Here is a 14,069-nt window from a genome sequence, read left to right on the forward strand (position 1 = left end):
GTTCGGGCCTTTTTCGACCTGCAACGGGAGACCAATTGTGACTACCTCTAATATCGTTACAGCGGCAGCAGTACAGATTAGCCCAGTATTTGATTCTGCAACCGCCACCGGCGACAAGGTATGCCAGGCCATTAGCGATGCCGCGGCCCGTGGCGCACAAATTGTGGTGTTTCCGGAAACCTTTGTGCCCTACTACCCTTATTTTTCCTTCGTGCTGCCGCCGGTAGCCGCTGGACGTGAGCATTTAAAACTATACGATTATGCACCGACAGTACCTGGGCCGATCACCGATGCTGTGGCAGCGCAGGCCAAAGCTCATGGCGTGGTAGTGGTTTTGGGGGTTAACGAGCGGGATCACGGCAGTCTATATAACACCCAGCTGATTTTCGACGAAACCGGCCGACTGGCACTGAAGCGCCGCAAAATTACCCCCACCTATCACGAACGCATGATCTGGGGCCAGGGAGACGCTGCCGGTTTAAAGGTGGTGGAAACCGGCATTGGCCGTATTGGCGCACTGGCATGCTGGGAACATTATAACCCGTTGGCCCGCTACGCTCTTATGGCCCAGCATGAACAAATTCATTGCAGTCAGTTTCCGGGATCATTGGTCGGCCCTATTTTTGCCGAGCAGATCGAAGTAACGATACGCCACCATGCCCTGGAATCCGGCTGTTTTGTGATCAACGCCACCGGCTGGCTGAGCGATGAACAAATTGATTCAGTTAGCAGCGATCCGGGCTTACAAAAAGCCCTGCGCGGAGGGTGTTGTACTGCCATTATCTCGCCGGAAGGTCAGCATGTGACTGAACCTTTGCGCGAGGGTGAAGGGATTGTGATTGCGGATATGGATATGACTCTGATTACCAAACGCAAACGCATGATGGATGCGGTAGGACATTATGCCCGGCCTGAACTGTTGAGCCTGCGTATTGATGACCGTCCGGCTGTACCGATGTTTAAGCACTTAACGGCAAACCCTGCAGCTATAAACCCACAAACTATTTTTTCCCAACCTGAACATGAAGGCGGTGCTTATGAATCCATCAAGACTATCTGAAACCGGGTCTGCCAGGCTGATTGCCGAACTGCAATCATTAGGCCTGCGCCTGGAAGATTGCACAGCGGGGGTGAGTGCCCGGCGGGGAGGTGCCGGCCCTACCGACCACAAGGCCGTCACAGTTGCCGGTCGCACCGTGATGATACCCATCGCCACGACTTCGGCTTATGCATCTCCATTCATCGCCAGTCCACCGGACCAACATGGTATCAGCGTGGTTCATCGCGCCGGCAAGGCGATTGCTGAGATAGTATTCCCGCGCCAACCGCGTTTTTACGGTTTACAAACCAAAGATGGTGTGCCGTATTCACACATAGCCACCTTACATTCCAAAGACGTACTGGCCACGACTTTGTTGCAATCCTGCATTCGCTATGGCAATCGCCAGACTGCCTGCCAGTTTTGCGCCATAGGTCAATCGCTGGAAGCCGGTCAGACCATATTGCGCAAAACGCCGGAACAATTGGCCGAGGTAGCTGCAGCTGCAGTAGCGCTGGATCACATCAAACACATGGTGATGACTACCGGCACACCAAATCTGACTGATAGAGGCGCGAAAATTCTGTGCGAAAGCGCCAGCGCTGTTAAAGCCGCCGTCGATCTGCCTATTCAGGGACAGTGCGAGCCTCCAGACGACGATAGCTGGTTTATGCGTATGCGAGATGCCGGCATTGACAGCTTAGGTATGCATCTGGAGGCGGTCACAACGGAAGTACGCAGCCGCATAATGCCTGGTAAAGCACGGATCTCCATCCAACGATATATGGATGCCTTCGATGCTGCCGTGGTGGTGTTCGGTCGTGGTCAGGTCAGCACTTATATATTGGCCGGACTGGGCGATACCCCTGAGGCCATCTTGTCTATCTCGCAACAATTGATCAACAAGGGAGTTTACCCCTTTGTAGTGCCATTTGTGCCGTTAGGCGGCACACCGTTAGCCCAGCATCCGGCGCCGACAGCGGAATTTATGGTCAAAATATTGCCACAGCTTGGGTCTATGTTGAAAAAAGCTAATTTAATGTCTCATGACATCAAGGCCGGCTGCGCTAAATGCGGAGCCTGTTCCGCGCTAGCCAGTTATGAGGTGTGAAATGTTGCTCGAAAACTTTAAGCCGTTTTTTGCCAACGAATACCTGATCAAATACATCACTCAGGATTGGGAGTATCGACAAATGCTGGCGCTGCGTCAGGCGGTGTTCTGCGCGGAACAAGGCATTTTTGCCGGCGACGACGTTGATAATATCGACAACACTGCGACCCATATCGTCGCCATTGCCTGTATTGCCGGTCTACCTGATCGCGTGGTTGGAACCGTGCGCATTCATACAGAAAAACCTGGGGTATGGTGGGGTTCGCGTTTGGCAGTGGATCAAGACTATCGCAAGCAAGGCAGCCTGGGTGCTGCGCTGATCCGCCTGGCGGTCTGCAGCGCTCACGCCAGGGGTTGCAACACCTTCCTGGCCCAGGTGCAAAGCCGCAACCAGCTATTATTCCGCCGCCTGCACTGGAAGTCTTTACAAGAACTATCGATACATAACCGGCCACACTATCTGATGCAGGCTGATCTGGATTGGTATCCACCTTATGCTGATGGTGCCACGGGATTTGTTGCGACCGGCCGGATTGCGGCATGAATGCACTCGCAGAATTAACAGACCAAATCCGGCAAAGTATGGAACTGGCGCATAAACGCGATATTGCCCAGGTAATGGGCATGTTACCCACTATTCATGACATAGCTATAGGCGACGACTGTGCGGCTATTCCAGACGGTGATGGTTTTTTATTACTGGCAACCGAAGCTTATCTGAACGATTTTGTCGCCAGCCAGCCCTGGTTTGCCGGATATTGCGGGGTAATGGTCAATGTCAGTGATATTTATGCGATGGGCGGCCGGCCGATTGCAGTTGTGGATGCACTGTGGAGTGAGGGCGTAGCTCAGGCAAAACCAATTTTAGCCGGCCTGAGCGCTGCTTCTGCGGTTTACAGCGTGCCGGTAGTGGGTGGTCACAGTAATTTGCGCAATGACCGCCCCCAATTGTCGGTAGCTATCCTGGGCCGGGCCAATCGGCTACTGAGCAGTTTTGCTGCGCAACCCGGCCAGCTTTTGCTGGCCGCCATCGATTTGCGCGGCCATTTCCGTGAACCTTATTTATGGTGGGATGCCAGCAGCAATGCAGCGCCAGAGCGCTTGCGCCTGGATCTGGAAATATTGCCGCAGCTTGCTGAAGCTGGCCTGTGCGCTGCAGCCAAGGATATCAGCAATGCCGGTGTGATAGGCTCGGTACTGATGCTGCTGGAAGCATCCGGCCTGGGCGGCGTGATCGACATTACGGCCATACCGCGCCCACCAGATATGGATTTATCATCCTGGTTGCGCTGTTTTCCCAGCTACGGCTTCGTGCTCAGCGTTGAACCTGCCCACACCAGTACAGTAATAGCTCTGTTTAGGCAACGCGATATCGTTTGCGCGCCAATCGGCGCGACTGATGATACCGGCCAACTCCGGCTTAATGATGGCACTAACGAACAACTGCTCTGGGATTTGCACGTCACTCCACTGACTTCTTGCGGCCCTATCGTAGCAAAACAGTTTTAACATGCAAACACTACGCATAGCCATACTAACCCATTCCGTTAACCCTCGCGGCGGCGTGGTACATGCCATGCAACTGGCCGAGGCGCTGCAAGACTTAGGTCACGAGGTGACTTTGATCGCGGCGGCGGAAACAGGCAAAAGTTTTTTCCGGCCGGTAGGTTGCAACACTATCTTGATACCGTTACCGACATTGAGTGGCGATTTGACCAATACAATCGCACAACGCATTCAGGCTTATGTCCAGCATTTTGCAGCCCCCAACACCGACACTTACCATGTTTACCATGCACAGGATGCCATCAGTGCTTGCGCTTTGGCCACACTGAGCGAACGAGGTGTGATCGCGGGTTTTGTGCGTACCGTACATCATCTGGATAATTTCGACGATATCCGCCTGATGCACTGGCAAAAAATATCGTTCCAGGCGGCCAGGCAGGTACTGTGCGTCAGTCGTGACTGGCAGGACAAATTGAGCAGGGATTACGCCATTGCTGCACTTAAAGTCAGCAATGGCATTGATGCCCAACGTTACACGCCCATACCACAAGCGGGGGATGACGAATTAGCTAAGATGCTAGGCTTAACTCGCAATGGTCCGGTATTTTTGGCAGTCGGCGGTATCGAACCCCGTAAGAATACTTTACGCATTTTCACGGCCTTTTGCGCGGTACTGCAACAGCAATCAAATGCTCAATTACTCATCGTCGGCGGCGCCAGTCTGCTTGATCATAGCGAATATCGGCAACAGTTTGATGCTGTTGTGACTGCTAGCGGCATCAAGAATGGACCAAGCCAGCCACTGCTGATAACCGGTTCATTATCCGACTGCGATATGCCGCGACTATTTCGTCTAGCCGATGCACTGATATTTCCATCGTTAAGCGAAGGCTTTGGCTTGGTGGTTTTGGAAGCCATTGCCTCCGGCACCCCGGTGGTGGTCTCACGGCGGCCACCATTTACCGAATACCTCCAAGCTCAGGACTGTGTCTGGACCCATCCCGAAAACAGTGCCTCTATTGCTATTGCCATGCTGACCGTTATCCAGGCCTTCCCGAAGCAGCGTTTAGCAGACATTGCCCAACGCTTGACAGCTGAATTCTCCTGGCATAGCTCAGCCAAGCAGCATCTGAATATTTATCAATCCATCATAAAAATCCAAGGAAGCAGTTATGCCTGAAATGCATTTTCGCGTGTGCTGGCCCGATCAAAGCGAAAGCCTCTGTTATTCGCCCTCATTGGTGATCAAAGATTTTTTAGTCCTCGGCCAAAGTTACCCGCTCCATGAGTTTGTTAACCTCAGTAGGGAGGCTTTGGAAATCGCCAGCGAACGGGTGCGCCAAAAATACGGCTATACCTGTTCCAGCGCGATGAGCCAGCTCAGCGAAATCGAAGCGACCGCAACCCAATTTTGGGATAGGAAAAATCCGCAAGTGTTTATCAAGGAATTTATTGAATAGCCACCGTTACCCAGGGAGCCGGCCAGACCACTATTACCTATCAAGCTGATTTAAAGCATTACCCCACCATAAAATAAACAAGAGGAAGCTATGAAAGAAAAACGCGAACATACCCGCCTGCACTATGAGGTGATTATCGTTGGTGGTGGACAAGCCGGTTTATCGGTGAGCCATTACCTGCAAAAACACGGTATAGATCATATGATCTTTGAAAAACACCGGATCGGCCATTCCTGGCGTAATCAGCGCTGGGACAGCTTCTGCCTGGTGACACCGAACTGGCAATGCCGACTGCCGGATTTTCCATATCCGGGTAATGATCCCCAGGGCTTTATGCTTAAAGACGAAATCGTGGAATATATCGAAGCCTTTCGCAGCAAGGTTAACCCGCCTATTATGGAAGGGGTATCTGTTAGCCGGGTTTACCGTGGTAAAAATGGCGGTTTTAATGTCACGACCAGTGCCGGTGAATTCACAGCCGATCACTTGATCATTGCTACCGGTGGTTACGACATACCTATCGTGCCGGATTATGCTCACAGCTTGCCCGGTCATATCAAGCAAATTCACTCTGTGAATTATCGCAACCCGAAGCAATTACCCGAAGGTGAAGTGCTGGTGGTGGGTAGTGGTCAATCAGGTGTGCAGATTATGGAGGATTTGCATTTGGCGGGACGCAAAGTCCATCTGGCCGTTGGAAATGCTCCGCGTTCGCCGCGTATGTATCGCGGCCGGGAAACCACTGAATGGTTGTACGATCTGGGCTTCTACGAACTGACCATAGACCGCCATCCGCTAGGCGATGAGGCCAAACATAAGACCAATCATTTTCTGACCGGGCGGGACGGTGGGCATGAAATCGATCTACGCAAGTTTGCCTTGTCAGGCGTCAAACTTTACGGCAGCATGGCCAATATACAAGGCACCCGGCTGGAGTTTCAAACAGATTTGACCAAAAATCTGGACGATGCCGACGAAATCTATGTCAACATTCGCAACGATATAGATCGTTATATTGCCAGCAATAATATCAGTGCACCTGTTGAAGCACCGTTCCGCAAAGCATGGGAACCCGAATTTGATCCTGTCAGCATCGACGCTGACGCCGAGAACATTACCAGCATCGTCTGGGCAATCGGTTTCAGGCCCAATTACCGCTGGATAGAACTACCGGCATTTGATGGCCGTGGCTACCCGCAATTCGATCGCGGCGTCACTCATGTCGAAGGCCTGTATTTCATCGGCTTGCCCTGGTTACATACCTGGGGATCGGGGCGTTTTCTGGGCATTGCCGATGATGCTGAGTATCTATCCGGCCTCATTCATGACAAATTATTGGTTAAATCCTAAGCGGTGACAGGCTGTTGACAGAACAGGCGGGACTTGATCAATTGTAAATTCTTAATTATCCCTTTTTTGAAAGGGATAATTGGATGCTGAGTAGTTAGCGATTTTCCAGCAACAAATCCCGTGTCATATCGCCCAATTTCTTTAAAGCTTTTTCCAGTCTGTCATTCCACGGCACAGCACAGCTTAGACGAATATAGTTGGCATATTTTTTTTGGGTTGCGGAAAACAGCGAACCGGGGGCGATGATAATGCTTTCCTGGCTGGCACGGCGATGCAATTCCATGCCATCCACACCAGCCGGCAGTTCCACCCACAGTGCGAATCCGCCTTCCGGCTGGGTCACGCGAGTGCCTTCCGGAAACAGCAGACTAACGGCCTTGACGGTTAGAGCGATGTTACGCGCATAGTCTTGACGTACTTGACGCAGATAGCGGTCGTAACCGCCCTGCTCCAGCATGTGGGCAACAATGAGCTGGTTTAGGGTGGGTACGGCCTGATGCAGCATGTATTTGAGATTTTCAACTTTCTGCTTGTATCGTCCTGGTACCAGCCATCCTACCCGCAAACCCGGAGACAGGGTTTTGGCGAATGAGTTGCAATACAGTACTTGGCCGTTTCGACTCCAGGCCTTGGCAACCGAAGGTCGCCGTCCCCCAAAATACAGGTCGCCGTAGACATCGTCCTCAACCAACGGAATCTGCTGTTTTTCTAATAAATCAACCAAGGCCTGTTTATGCTGATCCGTCATGCAGGAACCCAGCGGATTATTGTAGTTGGAAACAATCAGGCAGGCTTTGATGGGCCATTGTTCAATAGCCAATTGCAGAGCATCCAGTGACAGGCCATTACGGGGGTGGGTAGGGATTTCCAGGGCCTCCATGCCGCAGGATTCGATGACTTGCAACAAGCCATAAAAAGTAGGTGATTCAATGGCGATTAAATCGCCCGGCTGGCAAATGGCCATTAGTGCCAGACGCACGGCTTCACGTGCGCCGTGGGTGATCACGATGTCATCGGGATGGTCGGCACACTGCAATTCCACCATGCGTTTAGCAATTTGCCGGCGCAATTCCTGATTACCCAGTAATTCATCGGTATCAAAGCAGCGCTTGCCAAAGGTGCGCGCCACTTTGCCGGTGGCTTGTTGTAGGGCATGGGCCGGTAAAAAGTCGGCATGCGGCACCGATGAGCCTAGATTAATCTGATATGGATCTTTGGCAGCACGCAATATTTGCCGGGTCAAGGTCTGGCCACTAACTTTGGCAGGTACAACCGGAGCGAGAGAGATTTCAGGCTCTATTACCGCTTGGCGATGAAAGCTGCTGACGTAGTAACCTGAGCGTAACCGAGCCTGGATGCGCCCACTGTCTTCCAGCAATCGGTAGGCTTCCAAGGCGGTTGAGATGCTGATATTTAATTGCTGGCTCAAACGTCGTACACCGGGCAGTTTTTCTCCGGGTTTATAGACACCCTGTTCGATATGGGCAATCACCGTTTCGGCAACGGTTTCATATAAGTGTTTCATATTGCTTATCCAGGGTAGTCTTGGTTTTTTGCCGCGCCATTCATCACACGCATCATGCGCCGGCCTGCCCATGCCGCCAGCTCAAGTAGTTTAGTAGCACCCCATTTAATATTTTCGAGGGTGGCATACTTGCGATAAATCCAGATTAGGATCGGAATTAATACCAAGCCCAGGAATGCCCCGGATAATACTCTGACAAAACCCAATTCTTGCTGGGTATGGCTTGCGGTTAACTCCACAGCCTGCGCAGCTTTACCTGCATAATTATCAGCAATGAGCGGATCGCTAATACCAGGTATGGATGAAAATGTAAGACTGCCCTTACCTACCACTAATTGCCCTTTCATGCCCTTTTCCATGTGTTGGGCTATGTCGCAATGCACCAGATAGGTTTTGTCATCGCTGGGAGCAATGAAACTACCAGTGATTTTAGCCGGGCCAGTGATTTCCAAATGAAACATGCCTTGGTTATACAGATTTTTTGGCAAACCATGTAACATCCATTGGTGGCGTACCTTATCTTCATTGATAAATTCAACACTTACCCTGGAGCAAGGTTTTACCCGCCACTCATGCTGATCAAATCCAAATATCGTGCCGGAATATTTTTTGGCATATTGGCGTCCGGCACGCACGGTAAAAAGCTTTTCTTCAGAGATTTTTTCGCAACCTGCCGGCAAGCGGTCTTTATTTTCTCCCATCACCATGCCGCCATCCATATCCATCAGATGACCGTAACCATGATCCATTAAAAGTGGATTGTGATCAACATTGCTTTGCCCGGCCAGACTGGCGGCAGACATCAATAATGAAATAGCATAAATAATAATATATTTCATGGCTACGCTCTCAGAAGTGGCTTTTCAAGCTTGTTAACATTGCAATCACGCGGTTACGCTGCATGATGCCCAGATAAACCAAACTCCCCAGTATCAGGCCCAAGCTAAATCCGCCGGCAGTTTGCGGCTGCGCGGCTTTCAACTGGTTTGAAGGCATGGATTCCGGCTGATTAAAACTGCCCTGATCCCAGTCCTGCCATACCGGATACTGACGCGCCCAATACTCTTTGGTAAAAAAAGGGGTTAAGTCCATGCCCAACGTTTTTGGCATGCCTTGGGGGTCGAGATATTCCCGATAAGCCACCATGCTGATATTACCGCCATCACCGATGCCGTTTGTGGTAAAGGCGGTTTCGACATGGTCGTGAAACAGCCATAAACCCGAACCATAACTGTGTAAGCCGTCATCATGTGTATTGAGTTCAAGATCGACCCGTTGCGCGGGTGCCAGTGCGTAAACATCCCTGGTTACCTGCGCCACAGGATTTTGCTCAACACCATCGTAATGGGTCTCGGTTGCCTTGTGGCCGTGGATGTGTAGCGCCATGCTCTCACTATGACCATTCAGAACTCTTAGTTTGATCCTTTCGTCTTTATCCACCACGATCAGGGATTCCCTTAAGGTGTAGGGAAAGGCCCGACCATTGAGGACAAAATAATCATCGCTGGCTTCGGTAATGTCATATTCCTGATTCATGGCTTGCGCAATCAGTCGCGGATCATTGGCTGACTGGGGAATTTCGTGTAATTCTTTGTCAAAAGACTGAAAATGCAGATCATATTCCCGTGCGTATTTCTCTAACACGGCCACAGAGGGATGGCGCACCTGACCGTCGCCGATATTAAAGGTTTGCACCCAATTATTGGGCCGGTTTTCTTCAATGACAAACAGACCGGCCATACCCATGGCAATATGGGTATGCGACTGCACATGGCAATGGTAATACATGGTGCCGGGTTGCCGGGAATTGATCACATAGGTTTTGCTTTGTCCGGGCATAATATCCATGCCGCTGGTTTGCCCCACCCCATCATTACCTTCCCCGCTTCTATCCTTGAAGGGATGATCAACACCGTGTAAATGTATGGCATGTGGAAAATAATGAGTATTTTCCAGCTCCAGCCAGACAGTATCGCCTTGTTCAATGCGTATGGTCGGCGACGGCAAACGTAATAGTGCATTGGCTTCCGGGCTGCCAAAGCCTTTGGTGGACATGTCACGCATTTTCGGCACGAAAACCCAGAAAGCCGGTTGTATCCCCGGGGCGATATCAAAGGTTGTAACATTTTCCGGGGTATCTGGAGAATGGCCGTTGATTTCCATGATTTCCAGTTTAATAACGATGCGATCCGGATCACCATCGCCATCCATATCATCGCTCATGGTGACGGCATCCGGCGCCAGATTGGTCGCCATCAGGGTTTCCATGGAGATATTGTTAGTACCCTTGACAAAGGCCGCTATGTCGGCCGGATTATCAGGGTTACAGAGTCGAGACTCCTGATAGTTGACACCATCCAAATTACCCGCTTCCCGCCATTCCGGCGGCGAACCGCTGTTACAGAAAGGCTCGGATTGGCCTATTCCGACTTTTTTGGCTGGTGGTAAAGGCGTAACAGCCTGCACCGTACTTGCAACTAATATCAGCAAGCCGGAGCAGAGCAACTGTAGTTGGGCAGAGTTAAGGCTATATGAATTTTGTTCCGCACCACATTGCAAGTCCCACATAATAATCACCTCGTTTAATGCTAGTTACGACGGTGACTACTTTAGGTGTTTGGCAACTTTGAATACAGATTCAGAAATTTGTATTTTTCCAATAACAGATTGACTATCTTATGATCTGTACTGAGGATTTATCGGGAAAACTGTTATGGTGTTGGCGCCGGGACAGGCACATGCTGATGGCAAAATGCCCCCCCCCAATTATGGCTGGGTCATTACGCCGCCAACCAGCGCCGGCGTAAACTATCGCGATGGATATATAGCCACTGGATGGCAACAATGGGAATACCCGATTCGATGCTGCCGTCTTCCAGCATCTGAAACACCTGCTCGGCTTTCACTGCCCTAACCAAAATATCCTCGCCTTCTTCGGCCAGTCCATGCACACCGCCGATGCGGCTGCAGTCCACTCTACCGCAGAACAAAGTGATACGCTCCGAGGAGCCGCCAGGTGTGGTGTAAAACTGCATAATTTCAAACAAATCGACTATTTCGCAACCGGCTTCTTCCTGAGCTTCGCGGTAGGCCACGTTTATGGCGGTTTCACCTACTTCAATAGCTCCGGCAACAATTTCCAACAACCATGCCCGCTGCGGATCAGCGATAGCTCCCACCCGAAATTGTTCCAAAATAACGACTTCATCTCGCTCAGGATCGTAAAGCAATACTGCCACACAGTTGTTGCGGCGAAATAATTCCCGGCTAATATCGGCACTCCAGCCGCCATTAAACAATGTGTGTTTCAATTTGTATCGTTCCAGGCTGAAAAAACCCTGGTAAACCGTTTCGTGTTGCAGGACTTCAAACTGTTTGGCTGTCATGGTCGATAATCCACCTTGTAAACAGCACCAAGCTTGTCGTCACTGATCAACACACTGCCATCGGGCAATTGCAAAATATCGACCGGACGACCCAATACTTCGCCGTCCGGCTTCAGCCAGCCGCTGATGAAAACTTGTTCGGCATAAGGCAGGCTGTTTTTAAAGCGCACCAACGCTACTTGATAGCCTTGCGGGTCGCTCCGATTCCAGGAGCCGTGTTGCGCCACCAGTAACTGGTTACGATAAATTTCCGGGAATTGGCTACCAGTGTAAAAACGCATACCCAGCGGAGCAATATGGGCAGTATATTTCCAGACGGGAGCGGTATAGTCCGTACAGTGTTTTTGCACACCAAATTCGGGATCAGAGATGCTGCCAGCATGACAATAGGGGTAACCGAAATGCTGGCCGGTTTCCGTCCAATGGTTCAATTCCTCTGGCGGCAGATTGTCACCCAGGTAATCCCGGCCATTGTCATGAAAGAATAATTGATGAGTTTTGGGTTGCCAGTCAAAACCGACACTGTTGCGAATACCACGCGCCAGAATTTCCAGATGGCTGCCATCGGCATTCATGCGCAGCAGAGAGCCGAAGATCGGGTTTTCGGGATTACAAATATTGCAGGGTACACCCACAGCAGTGTAGAGTTTGCCGTCCGGACCAAAACGCAGATATTTCCAGCCATGATGTTTATCACTGGGAAATTTGTCATAAACCACAACCGGTTCGGGCGGATGTGCCAATTGTGTGCTGATGGCATCGAAGCGGATAATGCGCTGCACTTCCACAACATAAAGTGCGCCGTCTTGGTAGGCAACACCGTTAGGCATGTTTAAATGATCGGCAAGTAGATGGCGCTGTTCGGCATAGCCATCACCATCCTGGTCTTGCAAGGCATAAACCTGACCGTTGCGACTGCCCAGATAGATGACGCCATTATCCCCTAAAGCCAGGCTGCGGGCAGTGGGCAATTTATCGGCAAAGATGGAAATATGAAAACCGGGCGGCAATTTTAACTGCTGTAATACGGCCTGACTTGGGGCGCTGACGGCAAAGGCCTGACAGCTAAAACCGGCTAGCAACAAGCAGGTGAGGAGTTTGATGACTTTCATTTCTTGATTCTCTGCAATAAACTTATCGGCATATTATCACTCTATAGCCTTGACTTTAAGGGTTTCACCCCCAGTGTTTGTATAAACCCATCCACACCACAGGATTTTTGATATGAAACGAATATTTTTATTTTTAGCGACCAATATCGCGATTATGATTGCAATCAGCATCATATTCAATGTATTAGGTTTAAAGGGGGCACTTGACGCCCAAGGCGTGAATATTAATCTGGAGGGCTTACTGGCTATCTCGGCAGTGATTGGTATGACCGGCTCGGTCATTTCACTGTTGATGTCAAAATGGACAGCTAAAAACGCGATGGGCGTGCTGGTGATCGATCATCCACATAACCAAACTGAGCAATGGCTGGTAAGTATAGTTGGGCGTTTGGCACACCAAGCCGGTATTGGTATGCCGGAAGTAGGTATTTTTGATAGCCCGGAACCGAATGCTTTTGCCACTGGTGCAAATCGCAATAATGCCCTGGTAGCGGTCAGTACCGGTTTATTACAGCGCATGAGTGCTGACGAAGTGGAGGCGGTATTGGGTCATGAGATTAGCCATGTGGCCAATGGCGATATGGTAACCATGACACTGATGCAAGGCGTGATTAACACTTTTGTGTACTTTTTTGCCTCTGTGATTGGATACGTGGTAGACAGAACGGTGTTCAAGACCGAACGAGGCTATGGTCCGGCTTATTATGTAACCCAGATGATTGCGCAAATTGCGCTATCGATTCTGGCTTCCATGCTGGTCATGTGGTTCTCCAGATACCGCGAATTTCGCGCCGATGCCGGTGGGGCAAATCTAGCCGGTCGGCAGAAAATGATTTCGGCATTGCAAGCTTTGCAACGTGTTAATGAACCCGCTGAATTACCGGGGCAACTGGCCGCTTTTGGCATAACCGGTACCGGCGTGCAACGTTTGTTTATGAGCCATCCACCATTAGAGGAACGGATTACCGCTTTACAAAATAGCCGTTAATCAGGTTTTTGCTGCCAGGCCGCTAATTCGGTCAGGGTATTAATGTTGGCAAATATTTGCGGCTCGGCACTAAAATCAACCCGTTGGACAGAATGCTGCTGTAGCCAGTTTTGCAGTTTGCGTTCGCCGCCGGCGAGATAGTGATGCAGGCTGGTTTGCAACTGACTACGCACCGCCAAAAACACCGGATGCAGGCGTTCTCCATCATCGGCAACACTGATGTCATACCCGATTGTCAATGCAGCCAGTAAACGCTGGAGATGCCGGGTTTCGATAAACGGTGAATCGCAGGGCATGACCAGTAAAACCGGATACTGTGCAGTTTGCATGGCTGCCAGAATACCGGCCAGCGGACCATCGAAGCTCTGAGTAAGGTCACTGATCACCGGATAGCCCAATTGCTGATATGTTTGCTGATTGCGATTGGCGCTAATGAATAATTCATCAACCAGTGGCGACATGGCCGCCAGAGCCGAACTGATGAGTGGCCGCCGCTTAAACAGTACCAAGCCTTTATCCTGCCGGTGCATACGTCTGGCCTGACCGCCGGCCAGCACTACACCACTGACTTTGTTTTGCCCGCTCATAATGG

The 14,069-nt window shown here is 50.7% G+C and carries 14 protein-coding genes; 8 read left to right on the forward strand and 6 right to left on the reverse strand.

The genetic code is table 11. The features are described 5' to 3' along the window. Positions 1 to 37: 37 nt before the first annotated feature. From KEF85_RS10320 to KEF85_RS10350, 7 genes are all read left to right on the forward strand, one after another. A complete protein-coding gene (locus KEF85_RS10320; RefSeq protein ID WP_246534859.1) occupies positions 38 to 1,060 on the forward strand; it encodes a Nit6803 family nitrilase in 1,023 nt (340 codons plus the stop codon). Further along, complete coding sequence (locus tag KEF85_RS10325; RefSeq protein ID WP_215580203.1) at positions 1,038 to 2,150, forward strand: MSMEG_0568 family radical SAM protein; 1,113 nt, start codon at positions 1,038 to 1,040, stop codon at positions 2,148 to 2,150. The genes KEF85_RS10320 and KEF85_RS10325 overlap by 23 nt, the downstream gene beginning before the upstream one ends. Position 2,151: 1 nt before the next feature. Beyond that, positions 2,152 to 2,694, forward strand: a complete 543-nt coding sequence (locus KEF85_RS10330) for an MSMEG_0567/Sll0786 family nitrogen starvation N-acetyltransferase (protein WP_215580205.1) — start codon at positions 2,152 to 2,154, stop codon at positions 2,692 to 2,694. Next, a complete protein-coding gene (locus KEF85_RS10335; RefSeq protein WP_215580207.1) occupies positions 2,691 to 3,659 on the forward strand; it encodes a sll0787 family AIR synthase-like protein in 969 nt (322 codons plus the stop codon). The genes KEF85_RS10330 and KEF85_RS10335 overlap by 4 nt, the downstream gene beginning before the upstream one ends. Before the next feature lies 1 nt (position 3,660). Then, positions 3,661 to 4,836 carry an MSMEG_0565 family glycosyltransferase gene (locus KEF85_RS10340; protein ID WP_215580209.1) on the forward strand — a complete coding sequence of 392 codons (1,176 nt, stop codon included), beginning with the start codon at positions 3,661 to 3,663 and terminating at the stop codon, positions 4,834 to 4,836. Continuing rightward, complete coding sequence (locus KEF85_RS10345) at positions 4,829 to 5,116, forward strand: MSMEG_0570 family nitrogen starvation response protein (protein ID WP_215580211.1); 288 nt, start codon at positions 4,829 to 4,831, stop codon at positions 5,114 to 5,116. The genes KEF85_RS10340 and KEF85_RS10345 overlap by 8 nt, the downstream gene beginning before the upstream one ends. Positions 5,117 to 5,206: 90 nt before the next feature. Beyond that, complete coding sequence (locus tag KEF85_RS10350) at positions 5,207 to 6,466, forward strand: MSMEG_0569 family flavin-dependent oxidoreductase (RefSeq protein WP_215580218.1); 1,260 nt, start codon at positions 5,207 to 5,209, stop codon at positions 6,464 to 6,466. Positions 6,467 to 6,560: 94 nt separating this feature from the next. On the opposite strand, the gene KEF85_RS10355 is transcribed toward KEF85_RS10350, so the two are convergent. The 5 genes from KEF85_RS10355 to KEF85_RS10375 all read right to left on the reverse strand — a co-directional run bounded on the left by KEF85_RS10355 (position 6,561) and on the right by KEF85_RS10375 (position 12,489). Next, positions 6,561 to 7,991, reverse strand: coding sequence for an aminotransferase-like domain-containing protein (locus KEF85_RS10355; protein WP_215580220.1), 1,431 nt, complete (start codon positions 7,989 to 7,991; stop codon positions 6,561 to 6,563). A gap of 5 nt (positions 7,992 to 7,996) precedes the next feature. Further along, positions 7,997 to 8,830: a cupredoxin domain-containing protein gene (locus KEF85_RS10360; RefSeq protein ID WP_215580222.1), complete on the reverse strand. Its 834-nt coding sequence runs from the start codon at positions 8,828 to 8,830 to the stop codon at positions 7,997 to 7,999. Positions 8,831 to 8,840: 10 nt separating this feature from the next. Next, positions 8,841 to 10,559, reverse strand: coding sequence for a multicopper oxidase domain-containing protein (locus KEF85_RS10365; RefSeq protein WP_215580225.1), 1,719 nt, complete (start codon positions 10,557 to 10,559; stop codon positions 8,841 to 8,843). A 212-nt stretch (positions 10,560 to 10,771) separates the two neighbouring features. Then, a complete protein-coding gene (locus KEF85_RS10370; RefSeq protein WP_215580227.1) occupies positions 10,772 to 11,377 on the reverse strand; it encodes an NUDIX domain-containing protein in 606 nt (201 codons plus the stop codon). Beyond that, positions 11,374 to 12,489 (reverse strand): PQQ-dependent sugar dehydrogenase, encoded by a 1,116-nt coding sequence (locus KEF85_RS10375; protein WP_215580229.1) that lies wholly within the window; start codon positions 12,487 to 12,489, stop codon positions 11,374 to 11,376. Before KEF85_RS10375 ends, KEF85_RS10370 begins: the two co-directional genes overlap by 4 nt. 112 nt (positions 12,490 to 12,601) lie before the next feature. Between KEF85_RS10375 and htpX the strand changes: the two genes are divergently transcribed. After that, positions 12,602 to 13,477, forward strand: a complete 876-nt coding sequence (htpX, locus tag KEF85_RS10380) for a protease HtpX (protein ID WP_215580231.1) — start codon at positions 12,602 to 12,604, stop codon at positions 13,475 to 13,477. On the opposite strand, the gene mobA is transcribed toward htpX, so the two are convergent. Then, positions 13,474 to 14,064, reverse strand: a complete 591-nt coding sequence (gene mobA, locus KEF85_RS10385) for a molybdenum cofactor guanylyltransferase MobA (protein WP_215580233.1) — start codon at positions 14,062 to 14,064, stop codon at positions 13,474 to 13,476. The two genes, htpX and mobA, sit on opposite strands and share 4 nt — an antisense overlap. Positions 14,065 to 14,069: the final 5 nt, after the last annotated feature.

This window comes from Methylomonas paludis, assembly GCF_018734325.1.
In the GTDB taxonomy this organism is placed as follows: Bacteria; Pseudomonadota; Gammaproteobacteria; order Methylococcales; family Methylomonadaceae; genus Methylomonas; species Methylomonas paludis.